This window comes from Halovulum sp. GXIMD14794 (genome assembly GCF_054457455.1).
Genome location: NZ_JBTLNF010000004.1, coordinates 736771 through 757176, shown reverse-complemented (window position 1 = coordinate 757176; position 20406 = coordinate 736771). Strand labels below are relative to the sequence as shown.

Genomic DNA, 20406 nt, shown 5'->3' with positions numbered 1-20406 from the left:
GATTGCCCCGGCGTCGCGAAAACGCAAATAATTTATTATGCGAAAAAGACCGTTTGTCGGCCTAGGCCCGCGTCCAGTGCGACGTCAGGCGACTCCGCGGGAGGCCCTTTGCAGCAGGCCAAGCGTCCGCATCGAGGCGCGCAGCAGGATCTCGCGCCCGGCAAGTCCGGCCAGTTGCTCCATCGCGGCCAGGTCGTCCTCGGTCCAGCTACGCGGCGTATGATCGATCACGCTCAGCACGCATATCACGTCATCGACCGGACCGCGCACCGGTACGCCGAGGTAGGCGGCGACGCGACCGAACTCCTGCACCCGCTGCGCGCGCAGGTCGTAGCGCGCATCGTCGATCGCCAGCGGCGCACCGCTTTCGCTGACATGGGCGCAGATCGAATATTCAAGCGGCATCTCGCGCGAACTGGCCAGCGGTTCAGGCACGCCCTGAACCGAGGTCATGAACTGCCGGTTCTTGTCGGCCTCGATGGCGCTGAGCATCGCGACCGGCGCGCCGGTCACGGTTTGCGCCAGCGAGGTGATCCGGTCATAGGCGGAGTCCGGCGGCGCATTCACCAGCCCGAGATCGGACAGTGAATAGAGCGCGGCGTTCCGGTGCCCGGTCTGATCTATCGGAGTGCGGTACAACCTACTCAACATGCGACTAACGTCAGAATTGTGCACGAATGCTTTGTTGCAGCTATAAAATCGCGGCTGGGGGAATGTCCACACGCGGAGGCGACGGAATCGCGCCGTTCGGCAACAACTTGCAACCGGTTGTTGGTGCGGGGCGCCGGAAGGGGGCAGAGGCGGCGCTTCATCGCCCTGATTTCCATGGAGTTATCCGTGTTTGCGAGGTTGTTCCAGCGCATATTGTATGTTGCAAAAATGCGCGCATCCGCGCTGCCCAGCCGACGGCACAGGATTGCCTCACCCCCGCCACATAGGGTGCTGCGAATCGCCTGCGGGGCTTTCCCCGGTCCGGCGCATCGGGCAAGAACATGCCTATGAGACAAAGGGAAATCGACTGATGGATCAACGCATTCTGCCGGTTGTTCTTTCTGGTGGCAGCGGCTCGCGGCTGTGGCCGATCTCGCGGCGGGCGCGGCCCAAGCAGTTCCTGCCGCTGGCCGGCGAGCGCACCATGCTGCGCGAGACGCTGGACCGGCTGGCGCCGCTGGGCGAGGACATGCTGATCCTCTGCGCCGAGGCCTCGCGCTTCCAGGTCGCCGAGCATGTCCAGCAGGCCGGGCATCCCGCGCAGATCGTCCTGGAGCCGCTCGCCCGCAACACCGCGCTGCCCTGCGCCGTGGCCGCGCTGATGGCCGAGCGCGACGCGCCGGGCGCGGTGCTGCTGATCTCGCCGGCGGATCACTACATTCCCGATGCCGCCGCCTTCCGCGCCGCCGCGCAGCATGCCGCCACGCTGGCCGCGCAGGGTCATATCGTCACCTTCGGCGTGACGCCGACGGGGCCCGAGACCGGCTATGGTTACATCCGCCGCGGCGCGTCCCTGGGCGCGCGCGGCGCCAAGGTCGACGCCTTCCGCGAGAAGCCGGACCTCGCCACCGCCGAGGCCTATGTCGCCGACGGCCAGCACTTCTGGAACGCCGGCATCTTCGCCGCCCCCGCCGCGCTGCTGCTGGACGAGATGCGCGCCCACGCGCCCGAGGTGCTCGCCGCCGCCGAGGCCGCGCTCTCGGGCGCGGCGCGCGATCTCGACTTCCTGCGGCTGGCCTCGGACCCGCTGGTCGCCTGCCCGGACCTGTCGATCGACTACGCGGTGATGGAGCGCACGGCCACCGCCGCCGTGGTCCCGGCCGAGTTCACCTGGTCCGACCTCGGGTCCTGGAACGCGATGTGGGAGATCGCGCGCCAGGGGCCGGACGGCAACGCCACGCGCGGCAACGTCGAGGTGCTGGACAGCCGCAACAGCTATGTCCACAGCGACGGCCCGCTGGTCGCGGTCAAGGGCGTCGAGGACCTGGTCGTCGTCGCCACTCCCGACGCGGTGCTGGTCACCGGCCGCGGCGATCCGGCGGCGGCGGGCGCGGTGGTCAAGCACCTGAAATCCGCCGGCCACGAGGAGGCGACCGAGCACCGCCGCGTGCTGCGTCCCTGGGGCAGCTACGAATCGCTGGCCACCGGCGGACGCTTCCAGGTGAAGCGGATCACCGTGACGCCCGGCGGCGTGCTGAGCCTGCAGAGCCACCTGCACCGGGCCGAGCACTGGGTCGTGGTCTCGGGCACCGCCGAGGTCACCGTCGGCGACGAGGTCAGGATGGTGCCCGAGAACGAGTCCGTCTACGTCCCGCTCGGCGCGACGCACCGCCTCGCCAACCGCGGCAAGGTCGAGGTCGTCCTGATCGAGGTCCAGACCGGCGCATACCTCGGCGAGGACGACATCGTCCGATACGAGGACATATACGCCAGGAAATGAAGCGGTCTGATCGCCCGCGCGGCGATTGCCTGAAAATCGGGCAGAGGTTGAACCGCTTGCGCCGGGCCTCGCCACCGCAGTTGCATTCCGCTTCGGCCTTTGAAACTCTGTTCTCGGACAGGGGGCCAAAGTGACGTCGAAATATTTCAACGAGATGTACAACGGGGCGGATGTCCGCCCGGCCTATGCAAACCTTATGGAGTGGATCAACAGCTTCCCTCCGGAGCATTTCGATCAGAAGCGCCGGGAGGCCGAGGCCATCTTCCGCCGCATCGGCATCACCTTCGCCGTCTACGGCAGCGAAGAGACCACCGAGCGCCTGATCCCCTTCGACATGATGCCGCGCGTCTTCACCGAGAACGAATGGCGCAAGCTGGACCGCGGCGTGAAGCAGCGCGCCCGCGCCCTGAACGCCTTCCTCTGGGACATCTATCATCGGCGCGAGATCGTCCGCGCGGGACGCATCCCCGGCGAACTGATCTGGCGCAACGAGGCCTTCGAGCCCTCGGTGGTGGGCACCTCTCCGTCGCGCGGGGTCTACTCCCACGTCGTCGGCGTGGACCTGGTGCGCACCGGCATGGACGAGTTCTTCGTGCTCGAGGACAACTGCCGAACGCCCTCGGGGGTCTCCTACATGCTGGAGAACCGCGAGATCATGATGCGCCTGTTCCCGGACCTGTTCCGCCAGTCGCGGATCATGCCGGTGGACGACTATCCGCAGGCGCTGCGCCGGACCTTCGCCTCGGTCGCGCCGCAGAAATGCGAGGGCGATCCGACAATCGTCGTGCTGACGCCGGGCGCGTTCAACTCGGCCTATTACGAGCACAGCTTCCTCGCCGACCAGATGGGCGTCGAACTGGTCGAGGGGCAGGATCTTTTTGTCGACGGCGACTTCGTCTACATGCGCACCACCCGAGGCCCGCGCCGGGTCGACGTGATCTACCGCCGGATCGACGATCCGTTCATCGACCCGCTCTGCTTCCGGCCCGACAGCATGCTCGGCGTGCCGGGGCTGATGAACGTCTATCGCTCGGGCGGGGTGCAGATCTGCTCGGCCCCCGGCGCGGGTGTGGCGGACGACAAGGCGATCTACACCTACGTCCCCGACATGATCCGCTTCTACCTTGGCGAAGAGCCGATCCTGAAGAACGTGCCGACCTGGCGCTGCTCGGAACCGGACGACCTGAAATACGTGCTGGAGCACCTGGCCGAACTGGTCGTGAAAGAGGTCCACGGCTCGGGCGGCTACGGAATGCTAGTTGGCCCCGCCTCGACCAAGGAAGAGATCGAGGCCTATGCCGCGCGCATCAAGCACGACCCGGCCGATTTCATCGCCCAGCCGACGCTGGCGCTGTCCACCTCGCCGACCTTCGTGGACCAGGGCCTCGCGCCGCGCCATGTGGACCTGCGGCCCTACTGCCTTGTCGGCGAGAAGGTCCACCTGACACCCGGCGGCCTGACCAGGGTCGCCATGCGCGAGGGGTCTCTGGTCGTGAACTCGTCGCAGGGCGGCGGGGTCAAGGACACATGGGTACTGGCGGAGTGAACACCATGCTGAGCCGGACCGCAGACAACCTCTACTGGACCGCCCGCTACATGGAGCGGGCCGACAGCACCGCGCGCCTGCTGGAAATGGGCTACCGGATGCAGCTGATCCCCAGCGCCGCGGGCGGCTTCGCCAGCGAATGGCGCTCGGTGCTGGCGGCGGCGGGCGTGCAGGCCGATTTCTCGGACCGCTACGGCGATCCGGTCGAGCGCAACGTCGTCAGCTACCTTGTGTTCGACCCGGCCAACCCCTCGTCGATCAAGAGCTGCCTGACCGCGGCGCGGCAGAACGCGCGCGCAGTGCGGACCGCGTTGACCACCGAGGTGTGGGAGGCGCTGAACCGCGCCTATCTCGAATTCCTCGACATCGAACGCCAGCCGCGCTCGGAACTGTCGCTGCCGCAGATCTGCGACTGGACCAAGCGCTCGGCGGCGCTGGTGCGCGGCGCGCACGAGAACACCCAGCTGGAGAACGAGGGCTACCGTTTCTTCAACCTCGGCCATGCCATCGAGCGCGGCGACAACACCGCGCGGTTGCTGGACGTGAAATACTACGTCCTGCTGCCGACCATCGACATGGTGGGCGGCGGTGTCGACAACTATCAGTGGACCACGCTGCTGCGGGCGCTGTCGGCGCATCGCGCCTATCATTGGGCCTACGGCGGCGACTACGCGCCGTCGAAAATTGCGCATTTCCTGATCCTGAACCTCGCCTGCCCGCGTTCGCTGGTCTACTGCGTGAATTCGGCCGAGACTCACCTGACCGAGCTCTGCCGGATGGGCGGCGGCCGCTCGCGGGCGAACGAGAACGCCGCGCGGCTGCTGGGCGAGCTGGCCGAGGCGCGGATCGAGGACGTGATCGACGAGGGGCTGCATGAGTTCCTCGGCCGGTTCATCATGCAGAATGCCGCGCTCGGCCAAAGCATTGCCGACAGCTACCTGTTCGGAAAGGTCTGAACCCTCATGCGCCTGCTTGTCGAGCACGACACCAACTACCACTTCGAAACGCCGCGCCGGCGCGTGGTGCAGAGCCACCGCCTGACCCCGGTCGATTCAGACAGCCAGCGGATCCTCGACTGGTCCGTGACGGTCGAGGGCGCCAGTTTCGGCGCCGCCTTCGTTGACGGCGCCGGCAACCGGGTCATCACGATGACGCTGCCCGGTCCGGTCGAGACCATGACCGTGAGCGTGCGCGGACTGGTCGAGACCACCGATACCTCGGGCATCCTGCGCGGCATGCGCGAGCAGATGACCCCGCTCGCCTACCTGCGCGAGACATGGGCCACCGCGCCGGGCGTCGGGCTCATCGAACTGGCCGAGGCGCTGGAGGAAGACGGCTGCACCCTTGCCGCCGCGCACGAGATGGCACGGCTGGTCGCGGAGCGCATCAAGTACACCCCCGGCGCGACCGAGCATGACAACACCGCCGCCGAGGTGGTCGAGCTGGGCGCCGGGGTCTGCCAGGACCAGGCGCAGGTGCTGATCGCCCTGGCGCGGATCAAGGGCATGCCTGCGCGCTACGTCACCGGCTACATGCTGTCGGGCGGCGAGGACGAGGCCAATGACCGGACCGAGGCCAGCCATGCCTGGGCCGAGCTTTACGTCCAGGATCTGGGCTGGGTGGGCTTCGACGCGGCCAACGAATGCTGCCCTGATGAGCGCTACATCCGGGTCGGCTCGGGGCTCGACGCGCACGACGCCGCGCCGATCCGAGGGATTTCGCTTGGCGATGGCGAAGAAAGCATGGATATTCAGGTCAGCGTTGCTGCCCAACAATAGGGCCGCCGCCCGGGCAGGACGAGTAGATGACCTATTGCGTGGGCCTGCTGCTGAACGCAGGCATGGTTTTCCTTTCCGACACCCGCACCAATGCGGGCGTCGACAACATCGCGACCTTTCGCAAGCAGTTCGTGTTCTGCGAGCCGGGCGAGCGGATCATCGTGATCCAGACCGCCGGTTCGCTGTCGGTCACCCAGACCGTCATGGCCAAGCTGACCGAGGCGATCGATGAACCTGACAGCGCGCCCGAGTTCTCGATCATGCAGGCGCCCTCCATGCTGCGCGTCGCAGAGATGGTCGGCCAGCTGCTGTCCGACGTCACCGCCGAAATCTCGGCCAAGGTCAACCGGATGAGCCAGTCCGCCACCGCCTCGATGATCGTGGGCGGCCAGCGCAAGGGCGGGCGCGAACGCATGTTCCTGCTGTACCCCGAGGGCAATTTCATCGAGGCGACCGAGGATACGCCCTATCTCCAGATCGGTGAGCACAAGTACGGCAAGCCGATCCTCGACCGGGTGGTGACGCCCGAAACCAGCCTCGAGGATGCCCGCAAGGCGGCGTTGCTGTCGATGGACTCGACGCTGCGCTCGAACCTCTCGGTGGGGATGCCGCTGGACCTGCTGATGCTGCGCCGGGATGAATGCGACATCGCCGAGCAGACGCGAATCGAGGCCGGGGATCCGGATTTCGCCGCCATGTCCGACGCCTGGTCGGAAGCCCTGCGCACCAGCTTCAAATCCATTCCCTGATACCGGACCGGGTTGCGGGGGGATTCTCCGCCGATCCGCTTACCGCGCGATCACGCGTCTTGCGGGATTCGTAATGTATCGTAACATTGCAATATTAACCTGCGATCCGACGCGGAGTCGTTACGGCGAAGCGCGATCCCGGGGCACCAAGACCAGGGGGGAATATACATGGCACGCAAGGCCGTGCTCGAAGCACCTGCCATACCGGACCCGTTGTCCGCCTTCGCCGCGGTCGAGGGCCTGCGTGATTCGAGCCTGAAGACATTCGCGATGCTGGGCACGAACTGGATGTACAGCGTCACCGGCTTCACCACCGAGGTCGCGCAATTCCTGTCCGACCGCCTGCAGCAGGACCTGCAGCTTCAGCACCGGCTGCTGCACTGCAAGGACATGGAAGAACTGCGCCGCATCCAGACCGAGTTCGTCAGCGACGCGCTGGAACAGTACGCCGCCGAAACCGGCAAGCTGGTGCATCTTGGTCAGGAGGCGATGAGCGGCGGAATCACGCAATAGGGCGGATCTTGCCCGCCGCCGCGCTGCGCCGGGTGCTGTCCCGGACCACGAGATTGAACCCGAGGTTACGCACCGTGCGCCCCGGGTCCTCGTCCGCCAGCCGCGCGATCAGCATGGTCATCGCCTGACGCCCGATCTCGCGCCGCGGGGTTTGAACCGAGGTGACCGAGGGATAGGCCGTCGCCATCGCCGAGATATCGTTGAAACCGCAGATCCCGAACCGGTTCGGGATCGCCATGCCGCGCCGCTGGCATTCGAACAGCACCCCCAGCGCCAGATCGTCGTTGTTGCACAGCACCGCGTCGGCCTCGGGATCGCGGGTCAGCAGCTCGACCAGCTGCTCGGCCCCCAACGGCACCGAACTGGGCCGGTCCGAGAACAGCACCCGCGCCGGATTGTAGAGCCCCTTGCCCTCCAGCCCCGCCCGGAAGCCCGACAGACGCCGGGTCGAGCGCGCATCGCGCCGCGCGCCGAGGAACCCGATCCGCCGGTAGCCCGCCTCGACAAGGTGCTCGGCGGCGGCGCGGGCGGCTTCGGAATGCGAGAAGCCGACCATCATGTCGAAGGGTGCGGGACCGATCTCGGTGATCTGCACGACCGGGCAGGGCGCGTCGCGCAGCATCGCCGCCGTCGCCGCCGACTGGTCGATCCCGGTGACGATCAGCCCGGCGGGGCGCTGCGCGAGGAAGGTGCGCAGCAGCCGCTCCTCTTCGGCCGAGGAATAGCGGGTGTTGGCGATCTGCACCCGGTAGTCGGTGGTCTCGGACACCTCGTAAAGCCCGCGCATCGTGTCGAGGAAGACCGAGTTGGTGACCGAGGGCACCAGCACGCCGATGATGTCCGACTGGCTCGAGGCCAGCGCCTTTGCCGCCGGATCGGGTCGATAACCGAGATCCCGGATCGCCGCATCGACCCGCGCGCGGGCCTCGGATGACACCCGGTCGGGGGTGCGGATTGCGCGGCTGACGGTGATCGCGCTGACCCCTGCGGCGCGCGCAACGTCCATGATGGTGGGATTGCCGCTGCCGCGCCGCTTGCGTGCCACCGGGCCGGTCCTCAGCCGTGCGCCTTCAGCAGGCGCTGCTTCTGCCGGTTCCAGTCGCGCTTCTTCTCGGTCTCGCGCTTGTCGGCGACCTTCTTGCCCTTGGCCAGCCCCAGCTTCAGCTTGGCGATGCCGCGCCCGTTGAAATAGAGCGACAGCGGAACCAGCGTCATGCCCTCGCGACCGACGTTCTGGTGCATTTTCGCGATCTCGCGCTTGCTGGCCAGCAGCTTACGGCGGCGGCGTTCGTCGTGGCCGAAGGTCTTGGCCTTGTCGTAGCCCTCGATATAGGCGTTCACCAGCCACAACTCGCCGTCCTTCACCTCGGCATAGCTCTCGGTGATCTGGGCGTTGCCCTGACGCAGGGATTTAACCTCGGACCCTTCCAGCATGATGCCGACCTCGACATCGTCCTCGATGGCGTAGTTGTACCGCGCCTTGCGGTTCTCGGCGATCGTGCGCGAATTGGATGCGGGTTTCTTGGCCATGTACGGGATGTATGTGGTCGCAGGGGACCTGTCAAAGCGCGTTTCACCCGCGCATGACAGGGAATTCACTGGAACCGCCGCCCGCACCCGCCTAGCCTTGCGCCCCGGCGCACCCCAGCGCGCCTTCGGCAAAGAGGCTCTTCCCCGTGTTCTCATCCTTCTTCCCTAAGCCCGGACAATTCTTCGGCTCGGCCCTCGCCTGGACGCTGTTCTGCGTGGTGCTGTGGTTCGTGACCGCCAAGGACTGGGGCGGCGCGCTCAGCTTCGGCTGGATCGGAGGCTGGACCTATCCCGAGGCGCTGCCTCCGGACGCGGGCGAAGAGGCACAGGCGGCCTACCAGGCGGCGTTCGACTCGGCGCGGGGCTTCTGGTTCTGGCAGTACCTCGTCGCCTGTTTCGCCGCCTTCGTCGGGTTCTGGATGGTCCGGGCGCCGCATCCCTGGGCGCGCTGGTCGGTGCTGGGTAGCGCGGTGATCGTCTTCGTCGCCTGGTTCCTGGTGCAGCTCGACGTGATGATCAACGAATGGTTCGGCAGCTTCTACGACCTGATCCAGGTCTCGCTGGGCGGGCAGGAAACGGTCAGCGCAGGCGACTACTATGCGAACCTCGCCACCTTCCTGAAGATCGCGCTGGTCTACATCATCGTCGCTGTCATCAATAACTTCTTCACCAGCCACTACGTGTTTCGCTGGCGCACGGCGATGAACGACCGCTACATGGGCATGTGGCCCCGGATCCGCCACATCGAGGGCGCCAGCCAGCGCGTGCAGGAAGACACCATGCGCTTCGCCCGCATCATGGAGACGCTGGGCACCCGTTTCATCGACAGCATCATGACGCTGATCGCCTTCACCCCGATCCTCTGGGGGCTGTCATCCTTCGTGAAGGAACTGCCGCTGATCGGCGAGGTGCCGCAGGCTTTGGTCTTCACCGCCCTGATCTGGTCGGCGATGGGCACCGGGCTTCTGGCGCTGGCCGGGATCCGGCTGCCGGGGCTGGAGTTCCGAAACCAGCGGGTCGAGGCCGCCTACCGTAAGGAACTGGTGCTGGGCGAGGACCACGCCGAACGCGCCGAGCCACCCACCGTGCGCGAGCTCTACGCGAACGTGCGGAAGAACTACTTCCGGCTCTACCTGAACTACCTCTATTTCGACATCGCCCGGTTCACCTACCTGCAGGCTGGGGTGATGGTGCCCTATCTGGCACTCGGGCCGACGATCATCGCCGCCGGGTTCACCCTGGGCGTGATGCAGCAGATCATCCGCGCCTTCGGCCGGGTCGAGGACAGCTTCCAGTTCCTGGTCCACAACTGGTCGACGATCGTCGAGCTGATGTCGATCTACAAACGCCTCGCAGCATTCGAAGCGCAGATCCGGGGCGAGGAACTGTCCGGCATCGAACTGGAGCCGGACACTCAGGCCGCCGGGTGAGGTTCGAACGCGCCGGCCTTGGCCGGCGCGTGCCTCCGGCGGGGATATTTGAAGAAAGTGGAAGGCGGGGCCTGGGCCCCGGCTTTCTATGTCAGTTCACAAGCCCGGCGTGGCGCAGCGCGTCGTCCATCACCGTCTGGGTTTCCTCGGTCACGGTGACCAGCGGCGAGCGCAGCTCGTTCTCGCACTTGCCCAGCACGCTCAGCGCGTATTTCACCGGGCAGGGGTTCGGCTCCATGAAGGCGGCGCGGTGCAGCGGCATCAGCCGGTCCTGGTAGGTCAGCGCGCGGGCGTAGTCGCCGGCCAGCATCGCCTCCTGGAACTCGGCCGAGAGCCTGGGCGCGACGTTCGCGATCACCGAGATGCAGCCCACGCCGCCGTGCGCGTTGAAGCCCAGCGCCGAGGCATCCTCGCCCGAAAGCTGGATGAAATCCGGCCCGCAGGTGATCCTCGTGTCCGACACCCGGCTGACATCGCCGGTCGCGTCCTTCACCCCGATGATGCGCGGCAGCTTGGCCAGCTCGCCCATCGTCGCCGGGGTCATGTCGATGACCGACCGCCCGGGGATGTTGTAGATGATGATCGGCAGCTCGCAGCAGTCGTGCAACGTCTTGTAGTGCGCATAAAGCCCGCGCTGGCTGGGCTTGTTGTAATAGGGTGTCACCACGAGGGCGGCATCGGCGCCGACCTCTTCGGCGTGCTGGATCAGCCCGATCGACTCGGCGGTGTTGTTCGAGCCGGCGCCCGCGATCACCGGGATCCGCCCGGCGGTGTGTTGCACGACGATCTCGACGACGCGGCGATGCTCGGCATGGCTCAGCGTCGGGCTTTCGGCGGTGGTGCCGGCCGCGACCAGGCCGTGGCTGCCCTCGGCGACATGCCAGTCCACCAGCTTCTTCAGCGCATCCTCGTCCACCTTGCCGTCCTTGAAGGGGGTGATGAGTGCGGGAATCGAGCCCTTGAACATGATCTGTCACCTTTGTTTCAGAGTGGCTCTGCCTTAGCCCCGAATGCGCCGCGCGTCCAGCGCCGGAAGCCCGAAAGGGGCAGACGAGCGGCCGCCGATCTGGTAGCCTCCCGGAAAAACCGACACACCGATGACGAGCAGATCGATGATGCGATTCCCCCGCGCTGCGGCGCGACTGACGTGCCTGCTGCTGGCCATTGCCTCGCCCGCGGCCGTTGTCCTGACCCCGACCGAAACCCACGCCTTTCAGCCCGACCGGCTGTCGGACGCGATGAAGCAGGTCTGGGCGCGCAATTACGACGGCGCCCGCGCCACTGCCTCCCGCGCCGGCGATCCGGTGGCCGTGGACATCGTCGACTGGCACCGGCTGCGCGCCGGACGCGGCGACTGGAGCGAGTATGCCCGCTTCCTGACCGCCAACGCCGACTGGCCGGGGCTGGAGCTGATGCGCCGCCGGGCCGAGGGCGCGATGCCCGGCGCGCTGCCTGCCGACCAGGTGCGCGCTTTCTTCTCGGTGCAGAAACCGCAGACCGGACGCGGCGCGATGATCTACGCTGGCGCGCTCGGCGGGCAGGCCGGGGCAGCGGAGCGCGCCCGCGCCTGGACCGAGTTGCCGATGAGCAGCTCGGAACGCGCCAGCTTCCTCGATCGCTTCGGCAAGGAGCTTGCGCCGCACCACGTCACCCGGCTTCGCAACATGCTCTGGGCGGGCGAGACCGACGCCGCCGCCGCGATGCTGCAGCTGGTCCCGAAGGCCGAGGCAGCGCTGGCTCGCGCCCGGATCGCCCTGCAACGCAAGGCGCCGGGGGTGGACGACCTGATCGCCGCCGTGCCTGCCAGCCACGCGGGCGATGGCGGGTTGGCGCATGACCGCTTCGAATGGCGGATGTCCAAGGGCCGCTGGGACGGCGGAGAAGAGCTGATCCTCGCCCAGTCCACCTCGGCGCAGGCGCTGGGCCGGCCCGAGGCCTGGTCGAACCGCCGCCGCTCGCTGGCGCGCGACGCGATGCGCGACGGGCGCAACCCGGTGGCCTACCGGATCGCCTCGCGGCATTACCTGGCCGGCGGCTCGGACTATGCCGATCTCGAATGGCTGTCGGGCTATCTGGCGCTGGTCCACCTCGGCGACGCGGTCACGGCGGCGCAGCACTTCCAGCGCTTCCAGGCGGCGGTCGAGACGCCGATCTCGCTGGGCCGCGCGGGCTACTGGCTGGGCCGCGCGCACGAGGCGACCGGCAACATCGCCGCCGCCCGCACTGCCTATGCGCAGGGCGCGCGGCACCAGACCACGTTCTACGGCCAGCTTGCGGCGGAACGCGCCGGCATCGCCCCGGATCAGGAGATCGTTCAGCGCGGATTGCCCGAATGGCAGAACCGCGGCTTCGCCCGCTCCAAGCCGGTGCACGCGGCGCGGCTGCTGCTGGCTTCGGGCGACACGGTGACGGCGACGCGCTTCCTGCTCCACGTTCAGGAAAGCCTCGGCTCCGAGGACAGCGCCGCGCTCGCCCGGCTTTCGCTGGAACTGGGGCAGACGGCGGTGGCGGTCCGCATCGCCAAGCGCATAGCGCGTGAGGGCGCGGTCTGGCCCGACGCCTACTACCCGCTGACTGGGCAGACCGACGCCGCGCGCGGCATTCCGCCGGAACTCGCGATGTCGATCGCCCGCCAGGAAAGCGAGATGAACCCCGCCGCGATCTCGCCAGCCGGGGCGCGCGGGCTGATGCAGCTGATGCCCGGCACAGCCAAGCTGGTCGCAGGGGACCTTGGCCTTTCCTACAGCCAGGCGCGGCTGACCTCGGATCCCAACTACAACGTGCAGCTCGGCTCGCGGTACCTTGCCATGATGCTGGCGCGCTTCGACGGCTCGGTGATCCTGGCGGCGGCGGCCTATAACGCCGGGCCGCAGCGCGCCGACGAATGGATCCGCCGCTTCGGAGACCCGCGCAGCCCCGGCGTCGACCCGGTGCTCTGGACCGAGATGATCCCCTTCCGCGAGACGCGCAACTACGTCCAGCGCATCGCCGAGAGCATGCACGTCTACCGCTCGCGCATCGCCGGGCAGGCGGGGCCGATCGGCCTGTCGCACATGCTGGGCGCGCCCCTCGCTGGCCCGCTGCCGACCCCGCCGGGCGCCGCGCCCGCACCGGCACCAGCGCCGGTCGCCGCCGCGTCGACGGTGCCCGCGGTCTCGGCCCCCACCACAGTCAACCGCGCCCCGGTCAGCCGCGCCGCGGCGACGCCGCTGGACAGTCTGGCCCGGGAAAGCCACGCGCCGGGCACCACGCGGCTCAGCACGGCCCCGCGCCCCAAACTCCGCTGACGACGGGCGGCGCGCCCTGAAACCCGGCGCGCCCCCGCCTTCCACTTTCTGAAAATATCCCCGCCGGAGGCCCCCGCCAGCCCCGCGCGCAAGGCCTGAAATCCTGGCCAAAGCGGCGTTAACGAAGTTTTCAGAAACTTTTCACTTTGTATTTCATGGGGTTAAGGGGGTTTTCACGATGAAATCCCCCATTTTCACGCTGATTTCAAACCTCGGGCCGCCTTGCGTCCCCGAACGCGCTCGCGCCAGATCGTGAACAGCCCCGCGCCGGTCACCAGCGCCGCCCCGACCACCACCGGCAGTTCCAGAACGTCGCCGAAGACGGTCACACCGATTGCCGCCGCCAGCACCAGCTGGAAGTACGCGAAGGGCTGCACAGTGCTGGCCTGCGCCATCTTGTAGGCCATGATCAGCGTGAAATTCCCCAGCACTCCCGTCACGCAGACCGAGGCCATCATCGCCCAGTCCGCCGGCCCCTGCGGCGGTTGCCACCAGAACGGCGCGACCAGCGTGATCGCCACCGCGCCGGCCACGCCGGTGTAGAACAGGCTCGTCTCGCCGCTGTCCCGCGCGCCGACATAGCGGGTCATCAGGCCATAGCAGGCGAACAGCGTCGCGGCGGTCAGCGCGACCAGCGCCTCGGGCTCGAAGACCCGCAGGCCGGGCCGCAGGATGATCAGCACGCCAAGGAAGCCGACGCCCACCATCGCCCGCCGCCGCCAGCCGACCTGCTCGCCCAGCACGGGGCCGGACAGGGCGGTCACGATCAGCGGGTAGCAGGCAAAGATCGCGTGGCTCTCGACCAGCCCCAGCAGCGTGAAGGCCAGCACCATCACGCAGGTCTCGGCGACCAGCAGGATGCCCCGCGCGACCTGCAATTTCGGGTGCGCGGTCTTCGCCACTCGCCGGATCCCGCCCCGGTGCAGCGCTGCCCAGATGATCACGAAGGCCGCGAAGAACCAGTAGCGGATCATCACGATGGTCAGCACGTTGTAGGTCGAGGCCAGGTGCCGCGAGAACGCGTCCTGCACCGCGAAGATCGTCGTCGTCGCCAGCATCAGCAGGATGCCGGCCCTGGCGTTCTCAGTCATCGCCCAGCACTCCGACGCTCATGTGCCGCTTGGTCCCGAACCCGGGACGGCGCTCCACGTTGAAACCCGCCGCCTCCAGCCCGCGCCGGACATGACCGGCGGCGGTATAGGTGGCGAAGGTCCCGGCTCTCGCGGTGTGGCGGCCGACCTCGGCCATCAGTGCGGGGGACCACAGTTCGGGGTTCTTCGCCGGGCTGAACCCGTCGAGGAACCAGGCATCGGCGCGGCCCTGCCAGCCCGGCAGCACCTCGCGGGCGTCGCCGACCAGCACCTCGGCCTCGACGGAGCCCAGGGTGAACCGGGTCGCGCCCCCGGCCCGCGCTTCCAGCATCGGCGCGGCGACCTCGGCCAGTGCGGGCCAGCGCGAGAGGGCACGGGCGGCGTCCTCGGCCTCCATCGGGAAGGCCTCGAACCCGGTGTAGCGGATCGGGACCGTGGCGATCATCGACAGCAGCACCAGGTTCATCCCGGTCCCGAAGCCCAGCTCGGCAACGTGAAAACCGGGGCGCAGCCGGTCCGGCAGGCCGTTGCCATCCAGGAAGACATGGCGCGACTCGGCCACGCCGTCGGTCATCGAGAAATAGGGATCGTCGAACCGGGTCGACACCGGCGTGCCCTCGTCCCGCCATGCCAGGCTTGGCGGCTGCCCCCGTTCCATGCTCTATCCCCCCGGGTGAAACCTCGGCGACCATAAGGGGCGGCATGGCAAGTGCAATCGGAAACCGGACGTGGGACGTCGCCGTGATCGGGGCCGGGGTCTGGGGCCTTGCGACCGCCCGCGCCGCCCGGGCGCGGGGTTTCTCGGTGATCGTCGCCGAGGCCGCGCGCGTCGGGGCAGGAGCCTCGGGCGGGATCGTCGGCGCGCTCTCGCCCCATGTCCCCGAGCGATGGAACGGAAAGAAGGCGTTCCAGTTCCGCGCGCTGCAGATGGCACCGGACTATTGGCGGGCTGTCGAGGCGGCCTCGGGCCTGCCGACGGGCTTTGCGGCCTCGGGGCGGTTGATGCCTCTGCCCGACGCCGCCACCCGGGCGCTGGCCGAGGAACGCGCCGCCGGGGCCTCGGAGCATTGGGGCGAGGTTGCGCGCTGGCAGGTCGTGGACGCGGCCCCCGGCTGGTTGGCCCCCGAGGCCGCGCCCTTCGGAGCGGTCCACGAGACCCTGTCGGCCCGGCTTTTCCCCCGCGCCGCCTGCGCCGCGCTGGCCGGAGCGGCACGGGCCGAGGGCGTGGAGCTGCGGGAAGGTTTGCCCGTCGAGCAGATCGCGCCCGGAGAAGCTACGACCAGCGAGGGCCCGCTCCGGGCGCGGTACATCGTCGTTTCGGCGGGAGTCGCAGGCTTTCCGCTGCTGGGCATCGCGAAGGGCAAGGGTGTGAAGGGGCAGGCGGCGTTGCTGCGCGCCGAAACCCCCGAGGGGGCGCCGCTGATTTATGCCGACGGAGTCTACGCGGTGCCGCAGCCGGGCGGGCTGGTGGCGGTCGGCTCGACCTCGGAAAACCGGTTCTCGCACGATGGAACGGACGCGCTCCTCGACCCGGTGATCGAGACCGCCCGCGCGCTCTCGCCCCTGCTGGCGCGGGCCGAGGTGGTCGAGCGCTGGGCCGGGGTCCGCCCCCGGGCGCCGCGCCCGGATCCACTGCTGGGGCCGGTGCCGGGGATCGAGGGCGTCTTCGCGGCGCTGGGCGGGTTCAAGATCGGATTTGGTCTCGCCCCGCTGGTGGGCGAGGTTCTGGCCGACATGCTGGAAGGGCAGGTGCCGCCGCTGCCGGCGGGTTTCGCGGCGGCCGAGCAGATGGCCCGCTGATCAGGCTGCCAGCGCCATTTCCTGCTGCAACTGGCCCATGAGCTGCTGAAGCAGCTCGAAACTGCGCGGGTCCAGCAGGCGGCCGTCCTCTCCGAACGCCTTGGCGGCACCGGCGATGAATACCTCGGGGCCTTGCAGCACGCGGGGCCGGAACGGCGTCAGGCAATGCCGCAGCGAGAACTGCGAGCGCTCGCCCCCGGCGCGGCCCGCTGCAGACGAGACAATCGCCAGAGGGACGTCGCGCATCGCGGTCATGTCTGCCCGGCTGACCCAGTCGAGCGCGTTCTTCAGCACCCCCGGCAGGTTCTTGTTGTACTCCGGTGTCGAGATCACGATGGCATCGGCCGCTTTCATCTGCTCGACGAGCCGCGAGACGCCCTCGGGGATACCCTCGGCGTCCTCGAGGTCCTTGTCGTAGAGCGGGAATCGGATGTCACCGAGGGTCAGCTGGCAGTGTCCGAAGGCCCGCGCAGCCTCGTGCACCAGCATGGTGTTGGTGGAAGCCTTGCGCAGCGAGCCCGAGATGCCCAGCAGGCGGTGGGTGTAGGTCATGGCGGGATTCCTTGTTGGTTCTCCAGACAAGTAGGGGCTGGGGGTGCCGAGGTCCAATCACGGCTGTGCGGGGGATATCTTGTGTAGGGCGGGCGGAAACCCGCCAGATGATGTGTCCCGGGGCTTGACTCATCGGCCGTGGGGGCTGAACCTGCCTGTCAGGCCGGAATCGGCGCGTAAAAGATCACCACGGGCACACACAGGCAACAAACGGACGTTTCGGGCGGATGCATTTCACCAAGCTGCGCTTGCTGGGCTTCAAGAGCTTCGTCGATCCGACGGAGTTGCACATCGCACCGGGTCTGACCGGTGTGGTGGGCCCGAACGGCTGTGGCAAGTCCAACCTGCTGGAGGCCCTGCGCTGGGTCATGGGCGAAAACCGCCCGACCGCGATGCGCGGCGGCGGGATGGAGGACGTGATCTTCGCGGGGGCCGCCAGCCGTCCGGCGCGGAACTACGCCGAAGTGACGCTGCACCTGGACAACTCTGACCGGCTGGCGCCGGCGGGGTTCAACGATCAGGACAACCTTGAGATCGTGCGCCGGATCACCCGCGATGCGGGCTCGGCCTACAAGACCAACGGCAAGGAAGCCCGGGCGCGCGACGTGCAGATGCTGTTCGCCGACGCCTCGACCGGGGCGCACTCGCCTGCGCTGGTGCGGCAGGGCCAGATTTCCGAGCTTATCAACGCAAAGCCCAAGGCGCGGCGGCGGATCCTGGAAGAGGCCGCGGGGATCTCGGGGCTGTATCAGCGGCGGCACGAGGCCGAGCTGAAGCTGAAGGGGACCGAGACAAACCTCGCCCGTGTCGAGGACGTTCTGGAGGCGTTGCGCGGCCAGTTGGGCGCGCTGGAGAAACAGGTCCGGCAGGCGCGCCGCTACCGTGAAATCGCGGCGTTGCTGCGGGCGACCGAGGGCATGCTGCTCTATCGGCGCTGGCAGGAGGCCGAGGCCGAGCGGGCCGAAGCCGCCGCTGCCTTCACCGAGGCTGTGACCCTTGCAGGCCGCGCGCAGACCGAGGCGGCGCGGGCCGCCAAGGCGCGCGAGGAAGCGGATGCCGCGGTTCCGCCGCTGCGCGAGGAAGAGGCCGTCGCAAACGCGGTCATGCAACGCCAGCTTGTCGCCCGCGACCAGCTGGACGAGCGCGAGGCGCGTGCGCGCGAAGAGATCGGCAAGGCCCGGGCGCGGATCGAGCAGTTGACCCGCGACGCCGAGCGCGAGCAGGGGCTGAACCGGGATGCGAACGAGCGCATCACCGAGCTGGATTGGGAAAAGGCGGCGCTGGAGAAGGCCTCGGAGGGGCAGGACGCGGCGCTGGATGCGGCCGAGGCGCGCTCGCGCGAGATGGCGGCGGCGCTGAAGGAGCAGGAAGCGGGGCTCGACCAGCTGACAGAGGACACGGCGCGGCTGGCCGCCCGTCACCAGTCGGCCGAGCGCCGGGTCGCGGATGCCGAAGGGCAGGCGCGCCGTATGGCCGGCGAGCTGCAGGAGGCCGAGGCCGCCGAGGAACGTCTGCGAGAAGAGCTGGAGGGCGCGGCCGAGGCACGCGCCGCAGCCGAGGAACGGCTGGAAGCCGCGCAGGAAGAGGCCGCCCGCACCGAGGACATGCTGACCGAGGCCGAGGCCGCACGGGGCGATGCGCAGGGCGAGGAAGCCACCGCGCGCGGCGCGCGGGCCGAAGCGGATGGCGCGGTGTCGGCGCTGGGGGCAGAGGTCTCGGCGCTGCGGCGGCTGCTGGAGCGCGAGAAGGGTGAAGGCCCGCAGGTGCTGGACAGCGTCCGCGCCGATCCGGGCTTCGAGGCCGCCCTGGGCGCGGCGCTGGGCGACGATCTGAAGGCGCCGGAAGTGGACGGCGACGATCGTTCGGGGTGGCGGCTGGTCGAGGCAAGCGACAGCGCCTCTCTGCCGGGCGGCGCGGTGCCGCTGTCGGGTCACGTCGAGGCGCCCGCCGTGCTGGCGCGGCGGCTGGCGCAGGTCGGGCTGGTCTCGCAGGAGGACGGGCCGCGCCTGCAGGCGCTGCTGGCGCCGGGGCAGCGGCTGGTCAGCCGCGAGGGCGACCTGTGGCGCTGGGACGGCTATGCGACGCGGGCCGAGGATGCGCCCTCGACCGCCGCGCTGCGGTTGCAGCAGCAGAACCGGCTGCGCGCCTTGCAGGAGCAGCTGGACGAGGCCGAGGCCAAGGCCGATGCCGCCCGCGAGGCGCACGAGGATGCGAAGGCCGCGCTGGAAACCGCGCAGGCCGCCGAGACCGCCGCCCGCCGGGCGCGCAAGGAGGCCGAGGCCGCCTGGAGCCAGGCGCAGCGCGCCGCCGGGCAGGCCGAGAGTGCCGAGACGACGCTGAAGGGGCGGTTGGAGACGGTGTCTCACGCCCGCGCCCGCCGCGCCGAGGATCTGGCGGAGGCCGAGGAGGCCATCGCCGAGGCGCATGCCGCGCGTGAGGAGCTCGAGGATCTCGACAGTGCCCGTGCCGCGCTGGAGGACCGCCGCACCGCCGTCGAGGCGGCACGGGCGACGATGATGGAGGCACGGCAGGCGCTCGATGATCTGCGGCGCGAGATCGACCAGCGGCGCGGCCGCGCGCAGTCGGTTACGAAGGAACTGTCGGGCTGGAAGGCGCGGCTGGAGACCGCCGAGAGCCGCAGCCTGGATCTGGCCAGCCGCATCGAGGAGCAGATGGAGGCGCTGGAAGAGGCGCAGGCGGTGCCGGACCAGATTCTCGAAGAGCGCGCCAAGCTGGTGGAGCTGATCACCAGCGCCGAGGATCGATGCCGCAAGGCCTCGGACGCGCTGGCGACGGGCGAGACCGCGCTGCGCGAGGCCGAGGCCGCCGAGCGGGCCGCCGAGCGGGCGGCCTCCGAGGCGCGCGAGGGACGTGCGCGCGCCGAGGCGCTGGCCGAAGCGGCGGCGGAGCGGGTCGAGGCGGCGGCGGAGCGGATCCGCGAGGAGCAGGACAAGACCCCCGAGGCGCTGCTGGAATCGCTCGACAAGAACCCGGACGAGATGCCGGACAGCGACGCGCTGGAGATCGAGGCGGCGCGGCTGGCCCGCCAGCGCGAGGCGCTGGGTGCGGTCAACCTGCGCGCCGAAGAGGACGCGAACGAGGTGCGGACCGAGTTCGAGAGCCTTTCGGCCGAGAAGGCGGACCTGGAAGAAGCCGTGCACAAGCTGCGCACCGGCATCGCCAACCTGAACCGCGAGGGGCGGCAGCGGCTGCTGGCGGCGTTCGAAGAGGTGAACGCCAATTTCTCGACCCTGTTCCGGACCCTGTTCGGCGGTGGCGACGCGAACCTTGTGCTGGTCGAGAGCGACGATCCGCTGGATGCGGGGCTCGAGATCATGTGCCAGCCGCCGGGCAAGAAGCTGTCGACGCTGAGCCTGCTGTCGGGCGGCGAGCAGACGCTGACCGCGATGAGCCTGATCTTCGCGGTGTTCCTGGCCAACCCCAGCCCGATCTGCGTGTTGGACGAAGTCGACGCGCCGCTGGACGATGCCAACGTGACCCGGTTCTGTGACCTGCTGGACGAGATGACCAAGCGCACCGCGACGCGGTTCCTGATCATCACGCACCATGCGGTGACCATGAGCCGGATGGACCGGCTGTTCGGCGTCACCATGGCCGAGCAGGGCGTGAGCCAGCTGGTCTCGGTCGACCTGGCGCGGGCCGAAGCGCTGGTTGACGCCTGACGGGCGGGAACCGCGC

General features: G+C 68.8%; 17 protein-coding genes. 10 read left to right on the top strand and 7 right to left on the bottom strand.

What is annotated here, in order from left to right; all coding sequences use genetic code 11:
• Window positions 1–84 precede the first annotated feature (84 nt).
• Window positions 85–651 carry a GAF domain-containing protein gene (locus tag ACW9UR_RS10355; protein WP_458916882.1) on the bottom strand — a complete coding sequence of 189 codons (567 nt, stop codon included), beginning with the start codon at window positions 649–651 and terminating at the stop codon, window positions 85–87.
• 370 nt (window positions 652–1021) lie between these two features.
• On the opposite strand from ACW9UR_RS10355, the gene ACW9UR_RS10350 reads away from it, so the two are divergent.
• The 6 genes from ACW9UR_RS10350 (at window position 1022) to ACW9UR_RS10325 (ending at window position 7017) form a co-directional block, all read left to right on the top strand.
• Window positions 1022–2431 (top strand): mannose-1-phosphate guanylyltransferase/mannose-6-phosphate isomerase, encoded by a 1410-nt coding sequence (locus ACW9UR_RS10350; RefSeq protein WP_458916881.1) that lies wholly within the window; start codon window positions 1022–1024, stop codon window positions 2429–2431.
• A 154-nt stretch (window positions 2432–2585) separates the two neighbouring features.
• Window positions 2586–3977 carry a circularly permuted type 2 ATP-grasp protein gene (locus ACW9UR_RS10345; protein ID WP_458917179.1) on the top strand — a complete coding sequence of 464 codons (1392 nt, stop codon included), beginning with the start codon at window positions 2586–2588 and terminating at the stop codon, window positions 3975–3977.
• A 5-nt stretch (window positions 3978–3982) separates the two neighbouring features.
• Entirely contained in the window at window positions 3983–4933 is a 951-nt protein-coding gene (locus ACW9UR_RS10340) for an alpha-E domain-containing protein (protein ID WP_458916880.1), read from the top strand.
• Window positions 4934–4939: 6 nt separating this feature from the next.
• A complete protein-coding gene (locus ACW9UR_RS10335; RefSeq protein WP_458916879.1) occupies window positions 4940–5755 on the top strand; it encodes a transglutaminase family protein in 816 nt (271 codons plus the stop codon).
• Between the two features lie 26 nt (window positions 5756–5781).
• Window positions 5782–6504, top strand: coding sequence for a peptidase (locus tag ACW9UR_RS10330; protein WP_458916878.1), 723 nt, complete (start codon window positions 5782–5784; stop codon window positions 6502–6504).
• 168 nt (window positions 6505–6672) lie between these two features.
• The gene (locus tag ACW9UR_RS10325; protein WP_458916877.1) at window positions 6673–7017 is read left to right on the top strand and encodes a phasin family protein; all 345 of its coding nucleotides are present in this window, start codon (window positions 6673–6675) and stop codon (window positions 7015–7017) included.
• On the opposite strand, the gene gntR is transcribed toward ACW9UR_RS10325, so the two are convergent.
• The gene (gene gntR / locus ACW9UR_RS10320) at window positions 7007–8062 is read right to left on the bottom strand and encodes an HTH-type transcriptional regulator GntR (protein ID WP_458916876.1); all 1056 of its coding nucleotides are present in this window, start codon (window positions 8060–8062) and stop codon (window positions 7007–7009) included. The genes ACW9UR_RS10325 and gntR overlap by 11 nt on opposite strands.
• Before the next feature lie 11 nt (window positions 8063–8073).
• Window positions 8074–8547, bottom strand: a complete 474-nt coding sequence (gene smpB / locus ACW9UR_RS10315) for an SsrA-binding protein SmpB (protein ID WP_458916875.1) — start codon at window positions 8545–8547, stop codon at window positions 8074–8076.
• A gap of 146 nt (window positions 8548–8693) precedes the next feature.
• Between smpB and sbmA the strand changes: the two genes are divergently transcribed.
• The gene (sbmA, locus tag ACW9UR_RS10310) at window positions 8694–9977 is read left to right on the top strand and encodes a peptide antibiotic transporter SbmA (RefSeq protein ID WP_458916874.1); all 1284 of its coding nucleotides are present in this window, start codon (window positions 8694–8696) and stop codon (window positions 9975–9977) included.
• 91 nt (window positions 9978–10068) lie between these two features.
• On the opposite strand, the gene dapA is transcribed toward sbmA, so the two are convergent.
• On the bottom strand, window positions 10069–10944 hold the full coding sequence (gene dapA / locus ACW9UR_RS10305) for a 4-hydroxy-tetrahydrodipicolinate synthase (RefSeq protein ID WP_458916873.1): 876 nt from the start codon (window positions 10942–10944) through the stop codon (window positions 10069–10071).
• Between the two features lie 145 nt (window positions 10945–11089).
• Here dapA and ACW9UR_RS10300 point away from each other — a divergent pair, with 145 nt between their 5' ends.
• Window positions 11090–13264 (top strand): lytic transglycosylase domain-containing protein, encoded by a 2175-nt coding sequence (locus ACW9UR_RS10300; RefSeq protein WP_458916872.1) that lies wholly within the window; start codon window positions 11090–11092, stop codon window positions 13262–13264.
• Between the two features lie 194 nt (window positions 13265–13458).
• Here the strand turns inward: ACW9UR_RS10300 and ACW9UR_RS10295 are convergent, their stop codons facing one another.
• Window positions 13459–14355, bottom strand: a complete 897-nt coding sequence (locus ACW9UR_RS10295; RefSeq protein WP_458916871.1) for a DMT family transporter — start codon at window positions 14353–14355, stop codon at window positions 13459–13461.
• Window positions 14348–15013, bottom strand: a complete 666-nt coding sequence (gene mnmD, locus ACW9UR_RS10290; protein ID WP_458916870.1) for a tRNA (5-methylaminomethyl-2-thiouridine)(34)-methyltransferase MnmD — start codon at window positions 15011–15013, stop codon at window positions 14348–14350. The genes ACW9UR_RS10295 and mnmD overlap by 8 nt, the downstream gene beginning before the upstream one ends.
• Window positions 15014–15057: 44 nt before the next feature.
• Between mnmD and ACW9UR_RS10285 the strand changes: the two genes are divergently transcribed.
• The gene (locus ACW9UR_RS10285) at window positions 15058–16155 is read left to right on the top strand and encodes an NAD(P)/FAD-dependent oxidoreductase (RefSeq protein ID WP_458916869.1); all 1098 of its coding nucleotides are present in this window, start codon (window positions 15058–15060) and stop codon (window positions 16153–16155) included.
• Here the strand turns inward: ACW9UR_RS10285 and ACW9UR_RS10280 are convergent, their stop codons facing one another.
• A complete protein-coding gene (locus ACW9UR_RS10280; protein ID WP_458916868.1) occupies window positions 16156–16707 on the bottom strand; it encodes an NADPH-dependent FMN reductase in 552 nt (183 codons plus the stop codon).
• Between the two features lie 227 nt (window positions 16708–16934).
• On the opposite strand from ACW9UR_RS10280, the gene smc reads away from it, so the two are divergent.
• A complete protein-coding gene (gene smc, locus ACW9UR_RS10275; RefSeq protein WP_458916867.1) occupies window positions 16935–20390 on the top strand; it encodes a chromosome segregation protein SMC in 3456 nt (1151 codons plus the stop codon).
• Window positions 20391–20406 lie beyond the last annotated feature (16 nt).

Coding starts and splice junctions, on each gene's coding strand:
- smc (WP_458916867.1), top strand. CDS start 16,935: ATGCATTTCACCAAGCTGCGCTTGCTGGGCTTCAAGAGCTTCGTCGAT.
- ACW9UR_RS10280 (WP_458916868.1), bottom strand. CDS start 16,707: ATGACCTACACCCACCGCCTGCTGGGCATCTCGGGCTCGCTGCGCAAG.
- ACW9UR_RS10285 (WP_458916869.1), top strand. CDS start 15,058: ATGGCAAGTGCAATCGGAAACCGGACGTGGGACGTCGCCGTGATCGGG.
- ACW9UR_RS10295 (WP_458916871.1), bottom strand. CDS start 14,355: ATGACTGAGAACGCCAGGGCCGGCATCCTGCTGATGCTGGCGACGACG.
- ACW9UR_RS10355 (WP_458916882.1), bottom strand. CDS start 651: ATGTTGAGTAGGTTGTACCGCACTCCGATAGATCAGACCGGGCACCGG.
- smpB (WP_458916875.1), bottom strand. CDS start 8,547: ATGGCCAAGAAACCCGCATCCAATTCGCGCACGATCGCCGAGAACCGC.
- ACW9UR_RS10325 (WP_458916877.1), top strand. CDS start 6,673: ATGGCACGCAAGGCCGTGCTCGAAGCACCTGCCATACCGGACCCGTTG.
- ACW9UR_RS10335 (WP_458916879.1), top strand. CDS start 4,940: ATGCGCCTGCTTGTCGAGCACGACACCAACTACCACTTCGAAACGCCG.
- mnmD (WP_458916870.1), bottom strand. CDS start 15,013: ATGGAACGGGGGCAGCCGCCAAGCCTGGCATGGCGGGACGAGGGCACG.
- ACW9UR_RS10330 (WP_458916878.1), top strand. CDS start 5,782: ATGACCTATTGCGTGGGCCTGCTGCTGAACGCAGGCATGGTTTTCCTT.
- ACW9UR_RS10300 (WP_458916872.1), top strand. CDS start 11,090: ATGATGCGATTCCCCCGCGCTGCGGCGCGACTGACGTGCCTGCTGCTG.
- dapA (WP_458916873.1), bottom strand. CDS start 10,944: ATGTTCAAGGGCTCGATTCCCGCACTCATCACCCCCTTCAAGGACGGC.
- ACW9UR_RS10345 (WP_458917179.1), top strand. CDS start 2,586: ATGTACAACGGGGCGGATGTCCGCCCGGCCTATGCAAACCTTATGGAG.
- ACW9UR_RS10350 (WP_458916881.1), top strand. CDS start 1,022: ATGGATCAACGCATTCTGCCGGTTGTTCTTTCTGGTGGCAGCGGCTCG.
- ACW9UR_RS10340 (WP_458916880.1), top strand. CDS start 3,983: ATGCTGAGCCGGACCGCAGACAACCTCTACTGGACCGCCCGCTACATG.